14 protein-coding genes are annotated in these 18,406 nt (G+C 73.2%); 13 read left to right on the plus strand and 1 reads right to left on the minus strand.

Features of this window, described 5'->3' with window-relative positions; all coding sequences use genetic code 11:
* Positions 1-118 precede the first annotated feature (118 nt).
* From LE181_RS10260 to LE181_RS10290, 7 genes are all read left to right on the plus strand, one after another.
* Entirely contained in the window at positions 119-1,513 is a 1,395-nt protein-coding gene (locus LE181_RS10260) for a DUF4192 domain-containing protein (RefSeq protein WP_225660956.1), read from the plus strand.
* Between the two features lie 203 nt (positions 1,514-1,716).
* Entirely contained in the window at positions 1,717-3,669 is a 1,953-nt protein-coding gene (locus LE181_RS10265) for a glycogen debranching N-terminal domain-containing protein (RefSeq protein ID WP_225660907.1), read from the plus strand.
* 110 nt (positions 3,670-3,779) lie between these two features.
* On the plus strand, positions 3,780-4,541 hold the full coding sequence (locus tag LE181_RS10270) for an NUDIX hydrolase (RefSeq protein WP_225660908.1): 762 nt from the start codon (positions 3,780-3,782) through the stop codon (positions 4,539-4,541).
* A gap of 160 nt (positions 4,542-4,701) precedes the next feature.
* Positions 4,702-6,516, plus strand: a complete 1,815-nt coding sequence (locus LE181_RS10275; protein WP_225660909.1) for an ATP-binding cassette domain-containing protein — start codon at positions 4,702-4,704, stop codon at positions 6,514-6,516.
* 175 nt (positions 6,517-6,691) lie between these two features.
* The gene (locus LE181_RS10280) at positions 6,692-7,630 is read left to right on the plus strand and encodes a FadR/GntR family transcriptional regulator (protein WP_308103115.1); all 939 of its coding nucleotides are present in this window, start codon (positions 6,692-6,694) and stop codon (positions 7,628-7,630) included.
* Positions 7,631-8,002: 372 nt separating this feature from the next.
* Positions 8,003-9,568, plus strand: a complete 1,566-nt coding sequence (locus tag LE181_RS10285) for an RNA polymerase sigma factor (RefSeq protein ID WP_225660911.1) — start codon at positions 8,003-8,005, stop codon at positions 9,566-9,568.
* 143 nt (positions 9,569-9,711) lie between these two features.
* Positions 9,712-10,623 carry a S1 family peptidase gene (locus LE181_RS10290; protein WP_225660912.1) on the plus strand — a complete coding sequence of 304 codons (912 nt, stop codon included), beginning with the start codon at positions 9,712-9,714 and terminating at the stop codon, positions 10,621-10,623.
* Positions 10,624-10,771: 148 nt separating this feature from the next.
* Here the strand turns inward: LE181_RS10290 and LE181_RS10295 are convergent, their stop codons facing one another.
* Positions 10,772-11,002, minus strand: a complete 231-nt coding sequence (locus LE181_RS10295) for a DUF7455 domain-containing protein (RefSeq protein WP_071961820.1) — start codon at positions 11,000-11,002, stop codon at positions 10,772-10,774.
* 433 nt (positions 11,003-11,435) lie between these two features.
* Here LE181_RS10295 and LE181_RS10300 point away from each other — a divergent pair, with 433 nt between their 5' ends.
* From LE181_RS10300 to LE181_RS10325, 6 genes are all read left to right on the plus strand, one after another.
* Entirely contained in the window at positions 11,436-13,556 is a 2,121-nt protein-coding gene (locus tag LE181_RS10300; RefSeq protein WP_225660913.1) for a DNA gyrase/topoisomerase IV subunit B, read from the plus strand.
* Between the two features lie 413 nt (positions 13,557-13,969).
* Positions 13,970-15,133, plus strand: a complete 1,164-nt coding sequence (locus LE181_RS10305) for a sensor histidine kinase (protein ID WP_225660914.1) — start codon at positions 13,970-13,972, stop codon at positions 15,131-15,133.
* Positions 15,130-15,852: a response regulator transcription factor gene (locus tag LE181_RS10310; RefSeq protein WP_225660915.1), complete on the plus strand. Its 723-nt coding sequence runs from the start codon at positions 15,130-15,132 to the stop codon at positions 15,850-15,852. Before LE181_RS10305 ends, LE181_RS10310 begins: the two co-directional genes overlap by 4 nt.
* 32 nt (positions 15,853-15,884) lie before the next feature.
* Entirely contained in the window at positions 15,885-16,415 is a 531-nt protein-coding gene (locus LE181_RS10315; RefSeq protein ID WP_372458308.1) for a DUF485 domain-containing protein, read from the plus strand.
* Positions 16,412-18,016 carry a monocarboxylic acid transporter gene (locus LE181_RS10320; protein WP_225660917.1) on the plus strand — a complete coding sequence of 535 codons (1,605 nt, stop codon included), beginning with the start codon at positions 16,412-16,414 and terminating at the stop codon, positions 18,014-18,016. Before LE181_RS10315 ends, LE181_RS10320 begins: the two co-directional genes overlap by 4 nt.
* Positions 18,017-18,129: 113 nt before the next feature.
* The gene (locus LE181_RS10325) at positions 18,130-18,402 is read left to right on the plus strand and encodes a hypothetical protein (protein WP_225660918.1); all 273 of its coding nucleotides are present in this window, start codon (positions 18,130-18,132) and stop codon (positions 18,400-18,402) included.
* Positions 18,403-18,406 lie beyond the last annotated feature (4 nt).

Below are 18,406 nucleotides of genomic sequence, written 5' to 3' on the forward strand. Positions count from 1 at the left end.
GAGGCAGGCTGTCCACAGCGTTAGTACGACAATATTCCGGAGTTATCCACAGGGGTGGCGGGCCGGCTCGGCCCCGCGGGACTCTCGGGCCATGACGCAGCCCGATGAATCAGCTCCCATGCCGTCCTCGTCCGCCCCCTCGTCCGCGGTTCCTTCCCCGGCTGGGGGAACCGGCCCGGAGACGCAGATCACCCTGCGCAGCCCCGCCGAACTCGCGGATGCCCTCCCCTACCTGATGGGCTTTTATCCCACTGACTCGGTCGTGCTCCTCGCGCTGCACGGCGAGCGCGGCCGCTTCGGCGGCCGGCTCAGGCTCGGCATCCCCGGCAACCAGGCCGAATGGCCCGACGTCAGCGACCAGCTCGCCGAGACCCTCGTCACCGGCTGTGACAAGCGGGGATCCCGCCCCGACGGCATCGTGCTGTTCCTGTGCCAGGACCCCGCGGAGGGGGAGACGGGGCAGCAGGTGAGGGAACGGCTCCACCCGCTCGCCCAGAGCCTGCGCCTCGCCTGCGGCGGGCTCGACGTCCCCGTCTACGAGGCCCTGTGCATCTCCGACGGCCGGTTCTGGTCCTACTGCTGCCCCGACGACCGCTGCTGCCCGCCGGAAGGGGTGCCCCTGGCCCTGCCGGGCACCTCGGTGATGGCCGCGGCGGCCGCCTACGCCGGCATTCAGGTCCGCGGAACGCTGCGCGAGATGGAGGCGCGCTACGCGCCCCTGACCGGCCCGCGGGCCCATCAGCAGCAGACGGCGCTGGACGCGGCCGCCGCGGACCTCGTTCCCCGCATCCTCCGGGGAACGGACTGCGAGACCGTCCGGCAGGAGACGCTCGACCTCGCCGGCCTGCTCATCGGGCGCTTCCACGAAGCCCCGCCCGCGGCCGGCCGTGCGGCGGCCGACGAACGGGACGACGCCCTGGTGGCCGCCGACGAGGCGGCGGCCATCGTCCTCGGCCTCCAGGACCGCACCACGCGCGACCGGGCCGCCGAATGGATGGAGGGGCCGCAGGCCCCGGCAGCGCTGCGCGTGTGGCGCGCCCTCGCCCGGCGCTGCGTGCCGCCCTACATCGAACACGCGGCCGCCCCGCTCACCCTCGCCGGATGGGTCGCCTGGTCCACCGGCGACCAGCCCGAGGCCCGGGTCGCCCTCAGCAGCGCCCTGAGTGCCGACCCCGACTACCTCTTCGCCCAGCTCCTGCACCGCGCCTGCAACGACAGCATGGACCCCGAGCTGCTGCGCCGGTGCCTGCGCCGTGAGCGCGCCGACCGCGCCGTGCACTCCCGGACGCCGGAGGCAGGGGCCACCCCGGCCCCGCCCGCAGAAGCGGCCACGGCCACCCCGGCCCGGGACGCCCCGGCGCCCGAGGGCCGAGGCCGCCGGGCCGCGGGCCCGGGCAGCCTCGGCGGCCCCGGCGGGGCGCGCCGCCCCGCGGGCCCGGCAGGGGCGAGCGGACCGGCAGGAAAGGCCCGGCCGCGGCGCACGGGCCCCCGAGGGGTGCGGGGACGACAGTGACCGGGGCCACTCCGCACCCCCGTGACCTCCGCGGGCCCCGCGCCGTTCACCTGAGTGGCCCGCAGTCGTCGTCGGTCGTCCAGGCCCGTGATGCCCACAGGGAGCGCAGACACGTGCAAGGCATTGCCCCGAACGGTCCCTCGATCCGCCGCCCACCCGAACAGCGACGCGCCCCCGCCGGACGACCGCAGGGACCGCAACCCGTGCACGAGGCGCTGATCTGCGTCGCGCTCCCCGCGCTCGCGATCTCCTCCCAGCACGGGCAGCTCACCGGTCACGGCCTCGACGGCTTCTACCGCAGCGGGCGACGGCTGCTGGCCCGGTGCCGGGTCAAGGTCGCCGGTGCCGAGCCGGTGCCCGTCCAGGGGCGCATGCTCGGCGCGGAGCGGGCCCGCTTCGTCGGTACGGTACGCACGCCCGCCGACGCGGGGCCCGACCCGGCCGTCACCGTGGAACGGGTCCGGGACGCCGAGGGCATCGAGCGGATCACCGTGCGCAGCGCGGCCGTCCAGGAGCTCCGGCTGGTCGTCGAGGTGTCCCTGGGCACCGACCTCGCCGAGCTGGGCGCGATCGCCGCGGGGCTGGCCGGCCCCGAGGTGCCGGCCGCGGTGCACGGTTCCGGCCTGCGCTGGTCCACCCCCGGTCTGCACGCCGTCGTCACCGCCGATCCCCCGCCCGGGGACGCGCTGGCCTCGGCCGGCCTGCTCTGCTGGGAGATACAGCTGCCGCCCGGCGGCAGTCGTACGGTCGAGCTGCGGGTCCGCCCGGAATTCCCCGGCCGGCCCCGCACGCCGGAGCCGGCCGTCCACGGTCGCGGCGGAGCGGCGCCGCCCTGGGGCGACGCCGAGGCCGAGGGGGACGACGCACGGGCCGCGGCGCTGCTGGCAGCCGGCCTCGACGACCTGCGGGCCCTGCTGGTGCGCGACCCGGCGCACCCGGCCGATGCCCACCTCGCCGCGGGCATCCCCTGGCGGTGCGGTCACCTCGCGCCCGCCGAGGCCCTGTGGGCCGCCCGCATGACGTTGCCCCTGGGTGTGCGGCTCGCCGCCGGGACGCTGCGCACTCTGGCCCGTACGCAGCAGACCGGACCGGGCCCCGACCACGGCCGCATCCCCGGTGCGCTGCGGCACACGGGGGCGCATCTGCCGCCCGGATGCACGGGCGTCGAAGCCACGCTCCTGTTCCCCGTCGTGCTCGCGGAGGCCCGGCGCTGGGGGCTGCCCGCCCACGAGACCCAGGCGCTGCTTCCCGCCGCCGAGCGATGCCTGGACTGGCTGCGGACCGCTGCCGGGGACGGGCCCTACCTCGCGGACCCGGCCCCGGGCGGCCCGTACCGCTGCGAGGTGCAGGCGCACGCGCACCGGGCCGCCCTGCTCGGCGCGGACCTGCTGGAGTCGTACGACCGCCCCCGGTCCGCGGAGCTGCGGGAGTGGGCGGCCGAGCTGCGCCGCCGCTTCCGGGAGGGCTTCTGGACCGACGACCCGGGCGGCGGACGCCCCGTCGCAGCCCGTACGCCCGACGGCCGGCGGATACCTCACCTCGGCAGCGCTGCCGCGCATCTGCTCGACACGGGACTGCTGGGCGGCGGGGCGTACGCCCCGGGGCTGCTGGACCGGGTGCAGACCGAGCAGCTGGCCCGGTTGCTCGGCGGCCCCGCCCTCGACTCCGGCTGGGGGCTGCGCAGCCTCGGCTCCAAGGAGCCCGGCCACAATCCCTTCGGCCACCGCAGTGGGGCCGTGCGGGTCCATGAGACGGCCGTGGCCGTGGCCGGGCTCCTGGCGGCGGGCTACGAGAAGGAGGCGAGCGGCCTCCTGCGCGGGGCGCTGGACGCCGCCGAAGCCTTCGGATACCGGCTGCCGGAGATGTACGCGGGGGAGCAGCGCACCCTCGGCAGCGCGCCGCTGCCGCACCCGGCGGCGTGCCGGCCGGCGGCCGTCGCAGCGGCGGGCGCGGTCCACCTGCTGGCGACGCTCGCCGGGGTGCGGCCCGACGTGCCGGCCGGCACGGTGGCGGTCCGTCCTCCGCGCACCGCGCCGTTGGGCGAGCTGCGGTTCACCGGGCTCCGCGTGGCCGAGCAGCCGTTCGCGGTGCGGATCAGCAGACTCGGGCTGGGCATGGTCGAGGAGGCAGCCGAAGGGCTGCAGCTGGGGGCGTGAGCGGCATGGAGACGGGGTCGCCGGACGGCCTCCTCACGGACCGCGGTCGGGAGCTTGTCCACCGTGACCAAGAGCCTGTTTATCGTCAGGCAGACGACTATGATCACGTCATGCCCTACGACCCGTCGGCCTTCCCGCCCTTCGCCGTCACCGTGGACCTGGTCGTGCTCACGGTGCGACAGCACGCGCTGTGCGCGCTGGCCGTGCGCCGTGGCGAGCCCCCGTTCCAAGGACGCTGGGCGCTCCCCGGCGGCTTCGTCCGGGGTGACGAGGACCTGACGACCGCGGCGGCTCGCGAGCTCGCCGAGGAGACGGGGCTGCTCGCCCACGACCCGGCGGCGCCCGCGGTCGCCAACGCCGCGCACCTCGAACAGCTCGCCACGTACGGCGACCCGAAGCGCGACCCGCGCATGCGGGTGGTGAGCGTCGCGCATCTCGCGCTCGCGCCCGATCTGCCCGCCCCGCGCCCGGGCGGGGACGCGCGCAGCGTGCGCTGGGCGCCGGTGGAGGACCTGCTGGACCAGGAGATGGGCTACGGCCGCGAGGACGAGCAGGCCGCCCCGCTCGCCTTCGACCACGCCCGTATCCTCGCCGACGGCGTCGAGCGCGCCCGCTCCAAGATCGAGTACTCCTCGCTCGCGACCGCGTTCTGCCCGCAGGAATTCACCGTGGGCGAGCTCCGCCGCGTCTACGAGGCGGTGTGGGGCGTCGCCCTGGACCCACGGAACTTCCACCGCAAGGTGACCGGCACGCCCGGCTTCCTCGTGCCCACGGGTGGCACGACGACGCGCCAGGGCGGCCGACCGGCGCAACTCTTCCGGGCGGGCGGAGCCACGCTCCTCAACCCGCCCATGCTCCGGCCCGAAGCCTGACCAGGCCTGGCCCGGACCGGCTCCGCCGAGGGACGGGAGCGGGGGTTCGGCGGCGTCAGGTGTGACACACGTGCCGGAAGATGCTCGCGGTGCGTCGCAAATAGGACATATCGGGTTACGGTGCTCCGGTACGTGCTCCCGCCGTCCCGCGAGTGAAGCCATGATCCAGGCCATTGGACTGACCAGCGTCCCCCGCCGCCACCAGCCACCCGTCGTCGACGACCTCACCTTCGAAGCCCGGCCGGGCCGCGTCACCGTCCTGCTCGGCGAGCCCGGAGCCGGCAAGACCGCCGCCCTGCGCCTCCTGCTGCGGCTCGACCCCGGCCGCGGCGTCACCCTCTTCCGGGGTCGCACCCTGGACCGCATCCCCCACCCCACCCGCGAGATCGGCGTGATGCTCGGCGACGTCCCGGGCCACCCCTCCCGCACCGCCCGCAGCCACCTGCGCATGCTCAGCGCGGCCGCCGGCGTCCCCGTCGAGCGTGCCGACGACGTCCTTGAGGTCGTCGGCCTCAGCGGCCTCGCCGACCAGCGCCTCGGCGACTTCTCGCTCGGCATGGACCGGCGCCTCGGCCTCGCCTCCGCCCTCCTCGGCGACCCCCACACACTCGTCCTGGACGACCCCGCCCACGGGCTCTCCCCCCGCGAGACAGCCTGGCTCCACGGACTCCTGCGCGGCTACGCCGCCCAAGGGGGCGCCGTTCTCGTCACCTCCCGCGACGCCAAGGAGGCGGGCCGCATCGGCGACCAGGTGGTCACCATCGACCAGGGCCGCCTCGTCGCCGACCAGGACGCCGCCGCCTTCGCGGGCTGCCGGCTGCGCCCGCGTGTGACCGTCCAGTCGCCACTGGCCAACCGGCTCGCCCACGTTCTGGCCGAGGAGGCCGACATGGCCGACGAGGCGACGGGCGGGCCTTCCGTCGAAGTGGTGTACGAGGGCGGCAGCCGCATCTCCGTCTACGGCAGCAGCTGCGCCGCCGTGGGCGAGGCCGCCTTCCGCCACGGCATCCTCGTGCACCGCCTGGCCGAGGAGGCCGGCGACACCGGTCCCGTGACCCCGTTGCAGCGCGCCGACGGCCGCCCCTCCGGCCCTCCGGCGGACGAGGCCGCCACGACGGAGAAGCCCGAGAAGCCCGAGAAGCCCGAGAAGGCGGTCCCGCGGCCCGCGGCCGATGCCGGTGAGGGCCCCGGCGGCCGGCTGACCGCACCCGGGCCCGTCTGGCCCCTGCGGTACGAAGTGCGCCGGGCCACGGGCGTACGGACCGGCTGGAACGTGGCCGCGGCGGCCCTCGCCGCCTCGCTGGTCGCCTCCGTCCTGCTGGCGCGCACCGATGCCTCCCCGTCGCTGCGGCTGCTCACGGGCTGGCCGGTCTGGCTGCCCCTGCCGCCGGCCGCGTTCGCCGCGGGGCTGCTCGGAGCGCTCGCTTTCGGCCAGGAGTTCCGCTACCCGGCGCTCGCCCCGGACCAGGGAACGGTCCCGCGTCGCCTGGGTCTGCTCGGGGCGAAACTCGTCGTGACGGCCGGAGCGGCCCTCCTGCTTGCCGTCGCCTCGGTCGGCCTGGACGCCGCCGTCCTGCGTCTGCTCTTCGGCCGCTCCGCCGTCCTCCTCACGGACGGCTGGGGCGTGCCCCTCGCCGGCTGGGCCGGCCTCGCCCTGGGGTGCGCCTGGGCGGGGCTGCTCGCCGCGGGGTTGTTCCGGTCCACCGCCCTGGGGCTGGTGGCCGTGCTGGCGGTACCCACCGTGGTGGTGCCCGTCCTGGGCGGGCTGCTCTCCCGCCCCGCGGCCCGGTCGCTGATCGGACTTCCGGAGCGGCTGCGCTCGGCCGCCGTCGTGCAGTGGCCGGCGGGGCTCGACCAAGGCGTCTCCGCGGCCCTGCGGCTGATGTCCCAGCCCACCGGCTGGGCCCTGGCCCTGGCGCTGGCCGGGCTGCTCGGCGCCTACGTCCTCACGGTCTTCAGGGGGCGTCCGAGGTGAGAGCTGTGCTATTGCGCCGGGTTGGGCAGCAGCGAACGCAGAGTGACAATCTGCCGGAAGAGGCCGGAGAAATCGACCCACCGCCCTTACACTCCGCATTCGCCCCGCCGCGCAGGGTGCCCGATTCTGTCCATTTGGACGTCAATTGCGAGGTAATGGGCGATCACCCTTTCGTGTGCTTTTCACCAAAGACCTCAAGGGGCTGAGAGGTGTCGCCGACAAAGGAAGCGTGAGTACCCTTGCGCACACCATGATGACCGCGGCTCGCCCCGCCGACTCCGGCCTCGCCGGCCCGGGCGAGCTTGACCGCTACTCCTACGCGGAGGCCCCCGGGGCCGACCGCGTCGCCCCGTCCGCCTGGGACGGGGACGCGGAGCTGAGCCGGGCCGGCCGCCGCGCCGCCGGCAGCCGTGGCCGGGGGCTGCACGGCCAGCTCGTACAGCAGCTGGGACAGATGATCGTCTCCGGTGATCTGGGCGCCGACCGCCCGCTGGTCCCGGAGGAGATCGGCCAGCGCTTCGAGGTCTCCCGCACCGTCGTCCGTGAATCCCTGCGCGTCCTGGAGGCCAAGGGCCTGGTCAGCGCCCGGCCCAACGTCGGCACCCGGGTCCGCCCCGTCAGCGACTGGAACCTGCTCGACCCCGACATCATCGAATGGCGGGCCTTCGGGCCGCAGCGCGAGGACCAGCGCCGGGAGCTCTGCGAGCTGCGCTGGACCATCGAGCCGCTGGCCGCCCGGCTCGCCGCCGGCCACGGCCGGGAGGACGTCCAGCAGCGGCTCGCCGACATGGCCGAGATCATGGGGCACGCCCTCGCCCAGGGCGACTCCCTCACCTTCGCCCGTGCCGACGCCGAGTTCCACTCCCTGCTGCTGCAGGTCGCGGGCAACCGGATGCTGGAGCACCTCTCGGGCATCGTCTCGGCCGCCCTGCACGTCTCCGGTGCCTCGGCCGGCGGCTGCGACCGCCCCACCGAGGCGGGCGTCGGACAGCACCTGCGGATCGTGGACGCCGTGGCCGCGGGCGACGCCGCCGGGGCCGAGGCGGCGATGCGCCAACTGCTCGTCACGCACCCGGAGGTCGAGCGCGTGGTGCCCGCGCCGCGCGAGCACTGAGCGCGGAGGGCACCGGAGGGCGCGGTACGTACGGGACCGCTCGTCCAGCGCGCGCGTACGACCGTGCGCGCGGGCCGGACGAGCGTTCTGCACGCCGCGGACGGCACCGAGTCGTCGATCTGTCCACTTCAGTGGCCATTCACTCCGTTATGCGGTGTGACTCGGGCCACGAGGAACGGGCGTAACGCTCCTTGAGGCAGCGCGATGACTAAAGAGGTGGTGGTCGCGGAGGGAATACAGGTCTCGTCCGAGGCGCTGTGTTGCTCTGCATCATCACCCGCGCCGTCGGTTCATCCTTGCCGACGGTCGTCGGAACCGGTCGCCCGTCCAGGGCGGGCCGGTGCCGGAAGCCGTTTCCATCGTTCCGAGAGGTTGTTCGTGTCGGCCAGCACATCCCGTACGCTCCCGCCGGAGATCGCCGAATCCGAGTCTCTGATGGCGCTCATCGAGCAGGGAAAGGCCGAGGGGCAGATCGCCGGCGACGACGTGCGTCGGGCCTTCGAGGCTGACCAGATTCCGCCAACCCAGTGGAAGAACGTTCTGCGCAGCCTCAACCAGGTCCTCGACGAGGAGGGTGTGACGCTGATGGTCAGTGCCGCAGAGGCGCCCAAGCGCACCCGCAAGAGCGTCGCAGCGAAGAGCCCGGCGAAGCGCACCGCCACCAAGGCCGTTTCCTCCAAGACGGTCACGGCCCGGCAGGCGTCCACCTCGACGTCCGCGTCCTCGGCATCCGCCCAGGGCGCGTACGACGCCGAGGCCGACGAGGCCGTGGCGCCCGCCAAGAAGACCGCCGCCAAGAAGGCGGTCGCCAAGAAGACGGTGGCCAAGAAGGCCACCGCCAAGAAGACGACGGCCAAGAAGACCGCCGCGAAGAAGGACGCCGACGAGCTCCTTGAGGACGAGCTCCTCGAAGAGACCCCCACCCCGGGCAAGGGTGAGGACGAGGACGAGAGCGGCGAGGCCAAGGGCTTCGTCCTGTCCGACGAGGACGAGGACGACGCCCCGGCGCAGCAGGTCGCGGTCGCCGGTGCCACCGCCGACCCGGTCAAGGACTACCTGAAGCAGATCGGCAAGGTCCCCCTGCTCAACGCCGAGCAGGAGGTCGAGCTCGCCAAGCGCATCGAGGCCGGTCTGTTCGCCGAGGACAAGCTGGCGAACTCCGACAAGCTGGCCCCGAAGCTCAAGCGCGAGCTGGAGATCATCGCCGAGGACGGCCGGCGCGCCAAGAACCACCTGCTGGAGGCCAACCTCCGTCTGGTGGTCTCCCTGGCCAAGCGCTACACCGGCCGCGGCATGCTCTTCCTGGACCTGATCCAGGAGGGCAACCTCGGTCTGATCCGCGCCGTGGAGAAGTTCGACTACACCAAGGGCTACAAGTTCTCCACGTACGCGACCTGGTGGATCCGCCAGGCGATCACGCGCGCGATGGCCGACCAGGCCCGCACCATCCGTATCCCGGTGCACATGGTCGAGGTCATCAACAAGCTCGCGCGCGTCCAGCGCCAGATGCTCCAGGACCTGGGCCGCGAGCCCACCCCGGAGGAGCTGGCCAAGGAGCTCGACATGACCCCCGAGAAGGTCATCGAGGTCCAGAAGTACGGCCGTGAGCCGATCTCCCTCCACACCCCCCTGGGTGAGGACGGCGACAGCGAGTTCGGTGACCTCATCGAGGACTCCGAGGCGGTCGTTCCGGCCGACGCGGTCAGCTTCACGCTCCTGCAGGAGCAGCTGCACTCCGTCCTGGACACGCTCAGCGAGCGCGAGGCGGGCGTGGTCTCCATGCGCTTCGGTCTCACCGACGGCCAGCCCAAGACCCTCGACGAGATCGGCAAGGTCTACGGCGTCACCCGCGAGCGGATCCGGCAGATCGAGTCCAAGACGATGTCGAAGCTGCGTCACCCGTCGCGTTCGCAGGTGCTGCGGGACTACCTCGACTAGTCCGGACGGTTCGTCACTCGTCCACACCGTAGGGCCCGGTACCTCCTTGGAGGGACCGGGCCCTACGGCCGTTCCGGGGCGCGAGGATGCGCACCTGGGTGACTCTGGGTAAGTTGAAGACTCCATTCCGTCAGGAGAGTCCTATGCGAACCCTGAGATACCCGCTGGCCGTGGCCATCGCGCTGCTGCTGGCCGTCCCCTGCCCGGTGCGGGCGGAGGACCGCGGGGTCGTCGGGGGTCAGATCGTGAAGGTGGCTGACGCGCCCTGGATGGTGGCTCTGGCGAGCCGGGAGCGGTTCGGCGGCGTACGGTCCGGGCACTTCTGTGGCGGGGCTCTGGTGGGGCGCACAACGGTTGTGACCGCCGCGCACTGCCTGAGCCAGGAAGTGCTCGGTGTCGACGTCCTCGACTCCAAGGATCTGCGGGTGATCGTCGGGCGTGACGATCTGCGCGGCACCGCGGGTGTGGAGGTGCCGCTGCGGAGCGTCTGGGTCAACCCGGATTTCGACACCGAGACGAATGCGGGTGATGTGGCCGTGCTCACACTGGCCCAGTCCGTACCGTCCGGCCGTTCGATCGGCATGGCGCAGGCCGGGGACCCGGCGTACGAGCCGGGTACGGCGGCCGGGGTCTACGGCTGGGGTGATGTGAACGGCACCGGTGCGTACTCGGACAAGCTGCGCGGCGCCCGGGTGCTCGTGCTCGACGACGCGCTGTGCCGGCATGCCTACCCGGGCGGGCCGGAGGGCACGTACGACTCGGCGACGATGCTCTGTGGCGGGCTGCCGCTGGGCGGGCGGGACGCCTGTCAGGGGGACAGCGGGGGGCCGCTGGTGGCGCGGGGACGGCTGGTGGGGCTGGTGTCGTGGGGGAGCGGCTGCGCCCAGGCGGGGCGGCCGGGGGTGTACACGCGGATCTCGTCGGTGGCCGCCCTGGTGCGGGCCCACAGCACCGAGAGCCTGTCGGGGGCGGCTCCCGCCACGGCGCTGCCGGGTGCCTCGGCGCCGCTGGGCAAGCCGCAGTTCGACGTCCCGACGCACTGGGGTCCGCGGTGAACCGCCCGGCCGGTGCGGGGCGCGGGCGCACGAGGGTACGAGAGCGGGCGGCCTCCCCCGCTCTGGGGGAGCCGCCCGCGGCTGTCCAGCCCTGGGTGGCGGGACCTCGCTCGTCGTGGGGTGCGATGTGTCAGCGTTCCGTGGGGACTCAGCGGTCCTCGTCGGACGCGGACGCCGGGACGGCCGTCAGCCGCTCCGTCTCGTCCTGTATCTCCGCGGCGATCTTCTTGAGTTCTGGCTCGAACTTGCGGCCGTGGTGGGCGCAGAAGAGCAGTTCACCGCCGCTCATGAGAACGACGCGCAGGTAAGCCTGAGCGCCGCACCGGTCGCAGCGGTCAGCGGCCGTCAGCGGGCTCGCGGGGGTCAGAACAGTAGTCACGTCGCCTCTTCTCTAGCTCGACGAGCTGTCGTACCAGGGTCAACATCCAACCAGGCCGAAAACGTTCCCGCTCGTGGCTTTTCCTCGAAACTTCCTTCCGAGTGAGCCGGATCTTGACGTTTGGCGGCGAATGAGCCGTATTGCGTGGGCTTACGGTTTCACGTCGCTGGGGGTTGTCGTCCTCCCCGGCCGGCTTGCCGGGTTGTTCTTGAGGACGTGCCCGGAGCCTAAATGGTTCATGCCTCGAAGGGAACGTGATGTGCACGTCACCCCAACGGGGGATCGAACGTGTGATCGAATATCGATTAGGATGGTTGTTCTCAAGGGTGGCGGCACAAAGGCTCTATCTGGCCTCGGTACCCTCTGAACGGCAACTGAGCCACTCATGTGCCCGGACTCCGGGCAGACAGAAATTCAGCGAGGAGCGAACCGCGTGACCGCCGATACGTCCGTGCCGTCCACCGCATTGCTGACCGGGGCAGACCGGGACGGATCCAACTACACCGCGCGGCACCTGCTCGTCCTCGAAGGTCTCGAAGCCGTCCGCAAGCGGCCCGGCATGTACATCGGCTCCACCGACAGCCGCGGCCTGATGCACTGCCTGTGGGAGATCATCGACAACTCCGTCGACGAGGCCCTGGGCGGGTACTGCGACCGCATCGAGGTGATCCTCCACGACGACGGCTCGGTGGAGGTGCGCGACAACGGCCGTGGCATCCCCGTGGACGTCGAGCCGAAGACCGGGCTGTCCGGCGTCGAGGTCGTCATGACCAAGCTGCACGCGGGCGGCAAGTTCGGCGGCGGCTCCTACGCCGCCTCCGGCGGTCTGCACGGCGTCGGCGCCTCCGTCGTCAACGCGCTCTCCGCGCGGCTGGACGTCGAGGTCGACCGGAACAGCCGGACCCACTCGATCAGCTTCCGCCGCGGCGTGCCCGGCATCTTCACCGAGTCCGGGCCCGAGGCCCCGTTCGACCCGGCCAACGGCCTCCTCAAGGGCAAGAAGGTTCCCAAGGCCCGCACCGGCACCCGCGTCCGCTACTGGGCGGACCGCCAGATCTTCCTCAAGGACGCCAAGCTCTCCCTGGAGACGCTCTACGGGCGTGCCCGCCAGACGGCCTTCCTGGTGCCGGGCCTGACGATCGTCGTCCGTGACGAGCGCGGCCTGGACGGTCAGGAGAGCACCGAGGAGACCTTCCACTACGACGGCGGCATCAGCGAGTTCTGCGAGTACCTCGCGCAGGACAAGGCCGTCTGCGACGTCTTGCGGCTCAGCGGGCAGGGCACGTTCAAGGAGACCGTGCCGGTCCTCGACGACCGCGGCCACATGACCCCGACCGAGGTCACCCGCGAGCTCGGCGTGGACATCGCGCTGCGCTGGGGCACCGGCTACGACAGCACGGTGAAGTCCTTCGTCAACATCATCGCCACCCCCAAGGGCGGCACGCACGTGACCGGTTTCGAGCGCTCGATCACCAAGACGGTCAACGAGGCCCTGCGCTCGGCCAAGCTGCTGCGCGTCGCCGAGGACGACGTCGTCAAGGACGACGCCATGGAGGGCCTCACGGCGGTCGTGACCGTACGGCTGGCGGAGCCGCAGTTCGAGGGGCAGACCAAGGAGGTGCTGGGCACCTCGGCCGCCTCCCGGATCGTGGCCAACGTGGTGGCCAAGGAGCTCAAGGCGTTCCTGACCTCCACCAAGCGGGACGCCAAGCAGCAGGCCCGGGCCGTGCTGGAGAAGATCGTCGCCGCCGCCCGCACGCGCATCGCGGCCCGCCAGCACAAGGAGGCGCAGCGGCGGAAGACGGCCCTGGAGTCCTCCTCGCTGCCGGCCAAGCTCGCCGACTGCCGCAGCGACGACGTCGAGCGCAGCGAGCTGTTCATCGTCGAGGGGGACTCGGCGCTCGGCACGGCGAAGCTGGCGCGCAACTCCGAGTTCCAGGCGCTGCTGCCGATCCGCGGCAAGATCCTGAACGTCCAGAAGTCGTCGGTCTCGGACATGCTCAAGAACGCCGAGTGCGGTGCGATCATCCAGGTCATAGGGGCGGGGTCCGGCCGGACCTTCGACATCGACGCGGCGCGCTACGGGAAGGTCATCTTCCTCGCCGACGCCGATGTCGACGGCGCCCACATCCGCTGTCTGCTGCTGACGCTGTTCCAGCGCTACATGCGGCCGATGGTGGAGGAGGGCCGGGTCTTCTCGGCGGTGCCCCCGCTGCACCGGGTGGAGCTGACCCACCCCAAGAAGGGGCAGGACAAGTACATCTACACCTACTCCGACAGCGAGCTGCGGCAGACGCTGATGGAGCTGGACCGCAAGGGTGTTCGCTACAAGGAGGGCATCCAGCGCTACAAGGGTCTCGGTGAGATGGACGCCGACCAGCTCGCGGAGACCACGATGGACCCGCGCCACCGCACCCTGCGCCGGATCAACATCAGCGACCTGGAGGCCGCGGAGCGCGCCTTCGACCTCCTGATGGGCAACGAGGTCGCGCCGCGCAAGGAGTTCATCACCAACTCCGCGGCGACGCTCGACCGCTCGCGCATCGACGCCTGACCGGCGGGCGCCCGAGAGGCGCCTGCCCGGGGCGCCGTGGGCGGCCGGGGAGCCGGCCGGCGCGGGCGTCCACCCCCGGGTGGAGAGACGGTCTCCACCCGGGCTCCACCCCGGCTCCACCCGTGCTCCGATCCGCGCCGGGAGCCGACTCCGTAGCGTCGTATGCGTTGGTCATCCCCGCGCATCCGCGGTCCGCCCACGCTCTTACGGAGGCACTCCCATGTCCGGTCCGTCCGACGCCGCTGTTGCCGTCTCCTGCGCCCTCGTGGCCTGGACCACGCGAATACGGACCGCCCCCTCGGGGGTGGCGCGGGCCCGGGCAGGGGTGGTGGTGCACCGGGCCCGGGGGATCCGCCCGGCGTACCGTGTCCCTGCCGGTGCCTGAGCCCGACGCGCCGGGGGAAGGACCGCCCGTGACGTTCGAGACGTGGACCGAGTGGCCCGCCCGGGAGGCGCTCGCCCACACGGGGGTGCCCCGGCGTCGGCAGGCGATGTCCTGGGTGGTGCGGACCGTCCTGGTCGGGCTCTTCCTGTGGAACGTGCTCCGGGAAGGCGCCTTCGACGGATGGGGGTACGCCGCTCTGGGGGCTGGCTTCCTGCTCTGTGCGGCCGCGGTCCGGCGCTGGTACTCCTCGACGCTGGAACGGCGGCTGTGGCTCTCGGTGGGGCTGCTGGGGGTGCTGGTGGCGGTGGGGGCCGTCGCCGAGCTCGCCGGCGTGCACGCCGCGGCCACGGGGCTGTGGTGCGTGGCCGCGGCGCTGGCGGTGGAGCGGCTTCCGCTCGGGCCGGGGCTGGCCGTCGCCGCGGTCTGCATGGGGGCGTACGTCCTGGCGGGCGTGGACCGCTCGGTGACGACGGCCGGGACGGTGGGCGGCGTGCTGCTCATCGGGTATGCGCTGAGGCTGGACGAGGAGGCGCGGGGGGCCGGGTTCCGGCTGCTGGCCCAGGAGCGGGCGGCCCGGCAGGCGGAGGCGGAGTCGGCGGCGCTCGCCGAGCGGGCGCGCATCGCCCGGGAGATCCACGACGTGCTCGCGCACAGCCTCTCCGCCCAGTTGGTGCACCTGGAGGCGGCGCGGCTGCTGATCGAGAGCGGTGCGGAGCGGCAGCAGGTCCTGAAGCGGGTGGCGGCGGCCCGGGGGATGGCCCGCGAGGGCCTGGCCGAGACCCGGCAGGCGCTGTCCGCCCTGCGCGGGGAGCTGACGCACGCGGAGGACTTCCTGCGGGAGGCGGCGGCCTCGCAGGGGGCGCATCTGGAGGTGACGGGGGAGCCGCGCCGGCTGTCCGCCGAGGCCGGACTCGCCGTGCGGAGGGTCGCGCAGGAAGCGCTGACCAATGTGCGCAAGCACGCTCCGGGTGCGCGGGTGGAGATGGGATTCGCCTATCTGGTGGGGGAGGTGGAGTTGTGGGTGCGGGACAGCGGCGCACACGGGATCGTCGGAGGGCTGGCGGTCTCCGGCGCCGGGTACGGTCTGCTGGGGATGCGCGAGCGCGCCGAGCTGCTGGGCGGGACGCTGGAGGCCGGGCCGGCCGGGCCCGATGAGGAGGGATTTGTGGTGCGTCTGCGGGTGCCTGCGTGACGGGCGGTACGGACGGCGGGGGAGCGGGCCGGAGGCCGGCGCGCGTGGTCGTCGCCGACGACCAGACCGTGGTGCGCGAGGGCATCGTGATGCTGCTGGGACTGTTGCCGGGCATCGAGGTCGTGGGGGCGGCGGCCGACGGTCTGGAGGCCGTGCGCCTGGTCGCCGAGAAGGCCCCGGACGTGGTGCTGATGGACCTGCGGATGCCGCGGTGCGACGGAGTGGAGGCGACGCGGCGGATCCGGGCCGCGCATCCGGCCACCCAGGTGGTGATCCTCACCACCTACGGCGACGACGACTCCCTCTTCCCCGCCCTGCAGGCAGGTGCGCGCGGCTACCTCACCAAGGACGCCGGCGGAGAGGAGATCGTCCGGGCGGTGGAGCACGTGATGTCCGGGCAGGCCGGGCTGTCGCCCAAGGTGCAACTGCGGCTTCTGGAGCGGCTCTCCGCCGGCGGCGACCCGCGCCCGCCCGCCGCGCCCATGGCCCCCGGCGAGCTGCCGGACGGGCTCACGACCCGGGAGGCGGAGGTGCTCGCGCTCGTCGCCGAGGGCATGACGAACGCCGAGATCGCCCGCCGCCTGCACGTGAGCACCGCGACGGTGAAGACGCACATCAACAACCTGTTCGCCAAGACCGGGGTACGTGACCGGGCGCAGGCCGTGCGGTACGCCTTCCGGTACGGCATCGCCCGGCCTCCCGGGGCGCCCATCACCTGATGGGGTGAACGTCCGCTGGTGCGACGGGCTGGATCTTTCCGGTCTGTCCATTCTTGGGCACGCGGCCAACGGGGTCGGCGACCAAGGAGAGTTCTGTGAGAGACAGCGACGGGCGCGTTGCCGTAACGGTTCAGCGGACGGCCGGGGGCGAGCCCGCACGCGATGCGGCAGGGATCTACCGCGAGGTCCAGCGCAGCCCCGCGTTCCGGGAAGTGCGCCGCCGCTACCGCCGTTTCGCCTTTCCCGCCACCGTCGCGTTCCTCGGCTGGTACCTGGCGTACGTGCTGGCGGCGATCGCGGCGCCGGAGACGATGGCCCGTCCCGTGGCGGGAGCCCTCAACGTCGCCATGGTCGCCGGGCTCGCACAGTTCGCCACCACCTTCCTGCTCACCTGGGCCTACGCCCGCCACGCCCGGCTGCGCCGGGACCCCGCCGCCCGGGAACTGCGCTGGGCCGTCGCACTGGAGACGCTGCAGGGCGACGCGCGGTCGCAGCGGCCCGCGATCACGGCCGGCCCGGCGCACGACGCCCGGGTGGTGCGGGGGCCGGGTGAGCTCCGTTGACCGGCGCCCACCAGGGCCTGGCGCCGGCCCTCTTCACCGCCTTCGTCCTGATCGCCCTCGCCATCGCCGCCTGGGCCGGTCGCCAACGCCGCGGCTCCACCGAGGAGTTCTACGCGGGAGGCCGCCTGTTCTCCCCCCTGGAGAACGGTTTCGCCATCACCGGCGACTACCTGTCCGCCGCTTCCTTCCTCGGTATCTCCGGCCTCATCGCCCTCTACGGATACGACGGAATGCTCTACTCCGTCGGCTTCCTCGTCGCCTGGCTCGTCGTGCTGCTCCTCGTCGCCGAACTCGTCCGCAACTGCGGCCGGTTCACCCTCGCCGACGTCCTGGCGGCCCGGCTGCGCGAGCGTCCGGTCCGCATCGCCGCCGGCTTCTCCTCCCTCACCGTCTCCGTTCTCTACCTCGTCGCCCAGATGGTCGGCGCGGGCAGCCTGGTGGCCCTGCTGGTCGGCGGCACCGGCGACCGGGCCCGGGGCTGGACCGTGGTCGTCGTCGGGGCCCTGATGGTCGTCTACGTCACGCTGGGCGGGATGCGGGCCACCACCTGGATCCAGATCGTCAAGGCCGTGCTGCTCATGGGCGGCACGGTCGTCCTGACCGTCCTCGTGCTCGTCCGCTTCCACGGCGACGTCTCCGCCCTGCTCACCACGGCCGCGGACCGCAGCGGGCACGGCCGGGCCTTCCTCGCTCCCGGTCTGCGGTACGGCCACGACCTCACCTCCCGGCTGGACTTCATCAGCCTCGGCCTCGCCCTCGTCCTCGGCACCGCCGGGCTGCCGCACATCCTCGCCCGTTTCTCCACCGTGCCCACGGCCCGGGCCGCCCGCCGGTCCGTCATCTGGTCCATCGCCCTCATCGGCGGCTTCTACCTGATGACCATCGTGCTCGGCTTCGGCGCCGCGGCGGTGCTCGGCAGCGACGCCGTGCGCGCCTCCAGCCCGGCCGGGAACACGGCCGTGCCCCTCCTCGCCCTCGACCTGGGCGGCGGGCCCGGCTCCACGGGAGGAACGATCCTCTTCGCCGTCGTCGCGGCCGTCGCCTTCGCCACCATCCTCGCCGTCGTCGCGGGCGTCACCCTGGCCTCCTCCGCCTCGGTCGCCCACGACCTCTGCGCGACGCTCGGCCGGCGAACGGGCCGTGCACACCGCGGCCCCCGTGGCGAGGTCGCCGTCGCCCGCGCCGCGGCGGCCGCCACCGGCGCGGTCGCCATCGGCCTCGGGCTGCTCGCCCAGAACCTCAACGTCGCCTTCCTGGTCGGCCTCGCCTTCGCGGTCGCCGCGTCGGCCAACCTCCCCGTCCTGCTCTACTCCCTCTTCTGGGGCCGGTTCACCACGCGCGGCGCGGTCTGGTCCGTCGTCGGCGGGCTGCTCCCGGCCCTCGTGCTCGTGGTTCTCTCCCCGGTCGTCTCCGGGTCTCCGGACGCCCTCTTCCCCGGGCTCGACTTCCGGCTCTTCCCCCTGGAGAACCCCGGCCTGGTCTCCGTGCCGCTGGGCTTCCTGGCCGGCTGGCTCGGCACCGTCACCTCCCCGGAGGGCGCGGACGCCGCCGGGCACGCCGAGGCCGAGGTGCGCTCCCTCACCGGCGCCGGCGCGGCCTGAGGGGCACGGCGCGGCGGTTGGCCGGTTCGGCAGGGCGGAAGACCGTCCACCGCCTTACTCGTCCTGCAGGGTCGGTGGTAGACGTGGGAGACCCGCGAGCGAAGGAGCTCTCCATGCGCAAGCTCGTCGTACCGTTCGCCTCCGTCCTGCTGGCAGGAGCCGCAGGACTCACGTTCAGCGCACCCGCCGGAGCGGCGCAGGCCGCCGGGCAGGTCCCGGTCACCCAGGAGTGCGGGACGGTCTGTCCCGCCAACTACGACCCGGTCTTCTGCAGATTCTCCGACGGATCCACCGGAAGATTCACCAACCAGTGCTTCGCCGTCGTGCACGCCTGTCAGCGGGGCCTGCGCATCCTGTCCTGCCACCGGGTCCCCGGCACGGCGTGACCGG

Source organism: Streptomyces sichuanensis, from assembly GCF_020328095.1.
Classification (GTDB): Bacteria; Actinomycetota; Actinomycetes; order Streptomycetales; family Streptomycetaceae; genus Streptomyces; species Streptomyces cinnamoneus.

Coding starts and splice junctions, on each gene's coding strand:
- LE181_RS10325 (WP_225660918.1), top strand. CDS start 18,130: ATGCGCAAGCTCGTCGTACCGTTCGCCTCCGTCCTGCTGGCAGGAGCC.
- LE181_RS10275 (WP_225660909.1), top strand. CDS start 4,702: ATGATCCAGGCCATTGGACTGACCAGCGTCCCCCGCCGCCACCAGCCA.
- LE181_RS10290 (WP_225660912.1), top strand. CDS start 9,712: ATGCGAACCCTGAGATACCCGCTGGCCGTGGCCATCGCGCTGCTGCTG.
- LE181_RS10270 (WP_225660908.1), top strand. CDS start 3,780: ATGCCCTACGACCCGTCGGCCTTCCCGCCCTTCGCCGTCACCGTGGAC.
- LE181_RS10260 (WP_225660956.1), top strand. CDS start 119: ATGCCGTCCTCGTCCGCCCCCTCGTCCGCGGTTCCTTCCCCGGCTGGG.